The sequence below is a fragment of the Amycolatopsis sp. NPDC051372 genome (assembly GCF_040682095.1).
In the GTDB taxonomy this organism is placed as follows: domain Bacteria; phylum Actinomycetota; class Actinomycetes; order Mycobacteriales; family Pseudonocardiaceae; genus Amycolatopsis.
The window spans coordinates 1-4,053 of sequence record NZ_JBFBAF010000086.1; the positions used below are offsets into that span (position 1 = coordinate 1).

4 protein-coding genes are annotated in these 4,053 nt (G+C 72.7%); 1 reads left to right on the top strand and 3 read right to left on the bottom strand.

Annotated features, from left to right (window positions below; genetic code table 11):
• Positions 1 to 9: 9 nt before the first annotated feature.
• The 3 genes from AB0M56_RS50320 to AB0M56_RS50330 all read right to left on the bottom strand — a co-directional run bounded on the left by AB0M56_RS50320 (position 10) and on the right by AB0M56_RS50330 (position 2,464).
• Positions 10 to 168 (bottom strand): hypothetical protein, encoded by a 159-nt coding sequence (locus tag AB0M56_RS50320; RefSeq protein WP_364190721.1) that lies wholly within the window; start codon positions 166 to 168, stop codon positions 10 to 12.
• Positions 165 to 1,496: an MmgE/PrpD family protein gene (locus tag AB0M56_RS50325; RefSeq protein WP_364190724.1), complete on the bottom strand. Its 1,332-nt coding sequence runs from the start codon at positions 1,494 to 1,496 to the stop codon at positions 165 to 167. The genes AB0M56_RS50320 and AB0M56_RS50325 overlap by 4 nt, the downstream gene beginning before the upstream one ends.
• Before the next feature lie 74 nt (positions 1,497 to 1,570).
• Complete coding sequence (locus AB0M56_RS50330; RefSeq protein ID WP_364190727.1) at positions 1,571 to 2,464, bottom strand: LysR substrate-binding domain-containing protein; 894 nt, start codon at positions 2,462 to 2,464, stop codon at positions 1,571 to 1,573.
• Between the two features lie 228 nt (positions 2,465 to 2,692).
• Between AB0M56_RS50330 and AB0M56_RS50335 the strand changes: the two genes are divergently transcribed.
• Positions 2,693 to 4,053: MFS transporter (locus tag AB0M56_RS50335; RefSeq protein ID WP_364190731.1), on the top strand; the 1,361-nt coding region annotated here is incomplete at its 3' end.

Sequence of the window (4,053 nt, forward strand, 5' to 3'; positions counted from 1 at the left end):
CCTGGACGGCTACACGCGGGCGCGGCCGGACGACCGGCCGGCCACCGGGCCCAGCGCTTCCCGCACCGCGCCGGCCGGTTCGGCGGCCCGGACGAGCGCGAGCGCGATGGCGACCTCCGGGGAGTCGGCCACCGGGGCGTGGACGAGGGCCAGGATCTCCTCGGTCACGCGACCACCGCGTCGAGCAGCGCGCCGAGCCCGGGTGCGGTGGCGAGCCCGTCGACGGCCGCCGCCAGCTTGCGGGCCGCGCCGGCGCCGAGCACCGGTTCGACCAGGCTGTCGACCTTCCTCAACAGTTCCTCGTCGGTGAGCGGTCGGGCCTCGCTGCCGCGCGCGTGCTCGACGTGGACCTCCACCGGATCCTCCCCTTCCCGTTCGACGCGCACTGTCGCCGCGTCCCGCGGGCACTCGGCGACCGGCACGAGCTTCGTCATCTCGCGCAGCCGGGTCACGTCGGCGGCGGCCGCGCGCTCGTCGGAGAACTGGCGCAGCCCGGCCTCGCCGTCGAGCAGGCCGACGGCCGCCGCGTGCCGGGCGCTGAAGCGCGCCTGCAGGCCGTCGACGGGCTGGGCGCGGCCCATCAGCTCGGGCACCAGCGGGTGGCACCGGATCTCGACGGCCGTGATCGAACGCGGCTGCTCGATCAGCGCGGACGCGGCGACGGCGGCGTCGATCGCGGGGTGCGCCACGATCCCGCACGGGTAGGGCTTGAACGTGTTGCGCTCCAGCTCCCACGCGCCGGTCCAGGCGCGCCGCAGCTGTTCGTAGCGAGGCTCGGCGAACACCGGCAGCACGCCGCCGGGGCCGAGCGGATCGTCGGGTGCCGGCAGTCCGGCGGCCGCCAGCCGCGCCGCGAACACCCCCGTGGCGGCGGCTTTTCCCGCGTGCAGCGGTTTGGTCATGGAGCCGAACGCTTCACGCTGGCCGAGCGTGCCCGTCGCGGCGATGCCGAGCGCGTGGCCGAGCTGTGTCGCGTCGAGGCCGAGCAGGTGGCCGGCGGCGACGGCCGCGCCGAACACGCCGCACGTGCCGGTGATGTGCCAGCCGCGGTCGTAGTGGCTGGGCGAAATGGCAACCCCGATCCGCAGCTGCGCCTCGCACCCGAGGGCGAACGCGGTGAGCGCCGTGGCGCCGTCGGGAGCGGTTTCGGGGGCGAGCGCCAGCACGGCGGCAAGGGCGGTGGCGCCGGGGTGGATCACGGTGTGCAGGTGGGTGTCGTCGAAGTCGTCGAGGTGCCCGGCCGTGCCGGTGACGATCGCGGCCCACTCGGGGTCGAGCCGTTCACCGCGGCCGGGAATCGGGACGACACCGGTGGCCCCGAGCTCGGCCGCGGTGGCGAGCACCGCCTCGACCGCCGGGGTGCGAGCCGCACCGATCGCCGCGCCGAGCACGTTGAGCAGACTGCGCCGCGCGGCCCGGGCCACCGCGTCGGGCAGCGGCGTTTCGGCTGCTTTCCGCGCGTGCGCGCAGAAGAGCCGGGTCGAGTCGGAAGCCATCCGAAGATCATTTCAACGCCGCCCGCCGCGAACAACGACAACCCCGCGCCGGTCCGTTGCGAAAATCGCAACGGTCAGTCGCCGCCCCGCGCCACCGCGACGCTCGTGAGCGCCCGCACCATCGGCGTCGCAGCGGACTTTTTGCGGTGCGACAGGAAAATCGTGCGGTGACAGCCCTCGTCGGCGATCGGGATCCGCACGACGCGCGGGTGGTGGTGATCGGCCATCCGGCCCGGCACCACGGAAACGCCGAGCCCCGCGCCGACCATCGACTCGACGACGAACGGGTCGCTGCCCTCCACCGTCACGCGCGGCACGAACCCGGCACGGGCGCACGCACCAGTCAGGTGCGCGCGGCTGCTCGCGCCCGGCGCCATGGCGACGAACGACCGGTCCTTCGCTTCGCGCAGGTGCACCACATCACGGCGGGTCAGCGGATCCCCGATCGGCACCGCGAGCAGCAGGGGTTCGGTGAACAGCGGCAGCACCACCACGTCGGGGTCGGCCGGGGCGGCTGAGCCGAGCACCACGTCGGCGTCGCCGCGCAGCAGGTGGGTGACCGCGTCCGTCGCGGAGCTCTGGTGGCAGCGGAACCGCAGGTAGGGGTGGCGTTCGAGGAGGCCGGCCAGCACCTCGGGCACGAAGCCGAGCCCGAGGGAAAACGTGTGCGCGATCCGCAGCACCTGCCGCAGATCCCCTGAAGCGGCGCGGGTGGTGACGATCGCGTCGGCGCGCGTGCGCAGCACCGAGCTCGCCTCGCGCGCGAGCACCCGGCCGGCTTCGCGCAGCCGGACGCGGCGCCCGTGCTGCTCGACGAGGTCGACCCCGAGCTTGCGCTCCAGCGCGCGGACGCTGCGCTGCACCGTCGTCGCGTTGACGCCGAGCTCCTCCGCCGCGCGGACGAAGTGCTCGTTCCGGGCGAACGCGAGGAAAACCTCGAAGTCGCGAAAGGACACTTCGTCGCTCACCACCGTTGTTCTACTCGTTGCGCACCGGCGCGGGCAGCAGGCCGCGCCGGGCGGGGCAGGAGCGTTGCCTCACAGCCCGCAAGGGCTTGTACCGATCGGTCGGTACGGCTATAGTTCCGCGCAACATCCCAGGTCACGGGCTTGAAGATCGCCGGCCTGGTCCGTCCGCCGCTGGTCCGGGACCCGTGGCGGCCACCACCGGCACGCCGTTCGCGTGCCGTCTCCCCAATGACGTCGGAGGTAGTTGTGGTTGTCGAGCAGCAGCAGGCGACGCGGGTCAGACCCGCGCGCGTGGCGTTCGCGAGTTTCGTCGGCACCGCCGTCGAGTGGTACGACTTCTTCATCTTCGGCTCGGCGGCCACACTCGTCTTCAACGCCCAGTTCTTCCCCACGCTCAACCCGCTGGCCGGCACCCTGGCGGCCTTCGCGACGTTCGGGGTCGCCTTCGTGGCGCGCCCGCTCGGCGGCATCGTGTTCGGTCACTTCGGCGACCGGATCGGCCGCAAGCGGATGCTCTTCCTGTCGCTGCTGCTGATGGGCGGCGGCACGGTCGCCATCGGCCTGTTGCCGACATACGGCCAGATCGGCGTCGCCGCACCGATCCTGCTGGTGCTCGTGCGGCTGCTGCAGGGCTTCGCCGTCGGCGGCGAGTGGGGCGGCGCGGTGCTGATGGCCGTCGAGCACGCCCCGCCGCACCGGCGCGCGTTCTACGGCAGCTGGCCGCAGGCCGGGGTGCCCGCGGGTCTCGTGCTGTCGGCGTCGGCGTTCCTCGCGGTGCAGCAGCTGCCGAAGGACCAGCTGCTGAGCTGGGGCTGGCGCCTGCCGTTCCTGGCGAGCGCGGTGCTCATCCTCGTCGGGCTGTACGTGCGGTCGCGACTCGAGGAGTCCCCGGAGTTCAAGCGCCCCGACGCGCCCACGTTTCCGTTGAGGGACACCCTGCGACGATCACTGCGCGCGGTGCTCGTCGGGATTTTCGCGCAGGCGGGCACGAACATCCCGTTCTACATCGCGAGCGTTTTCGTGCTGTCGTACGGGCCGAACTCCGCGGGGGTGTCCCGGGGCACGGTGCTGACCTGCCTCATCGTGGCTTCACTGGTCGACATCGCGGCCGTGCCCTTGGTCGCCGTCCTCGCCGACCGCATCGGCCGCCGCAAGGTCCTCCTCGCCGGCGCGGTGTACTCGGCCGCCGTCGCGTTCCCCTTCTTCTGGCTCCTCGACACAGGCGCGCCGGCCGCGGTGCTGCTCGCGATGTTCCTGCTCGCAACCCTGGGCCACGCCACCACCTACAGCGCGATGGCCGGCTTCCTCGCCGAACTGTTCGGCGCGGAACACCGCTACACGGGCGTTTCGGTCGCGTACCAGGTCGGTGGCTTGATCACGAGCGGCCCGGCGCCGTTCATCGCGGCCGCGTTGTTCGCGGGGTTCGGCGGGTCGTGGGTGATCGCGCTGTACATCGTGGTGGCGTGCGCGATCACGTTCACCGCTCTGCTGCTGGCCCCCGTTACCTTTTTCGTGTGCTCCCACCAGGGAGTTGTGGTCACCAGGCCTGGCATGACTTACGCCCCCAGTCGAAGGCATGATCCGGGGGG

Coding starts and splice junctions, on each gene's coding strand:
- AB0M56_RS50325 (WP_364190724.1), bottom strand. CDS start 1,496: ATGGCTTCCGACTCGACCCGGCTCTTCTGCGCGCACGCGCGGAAAGCA.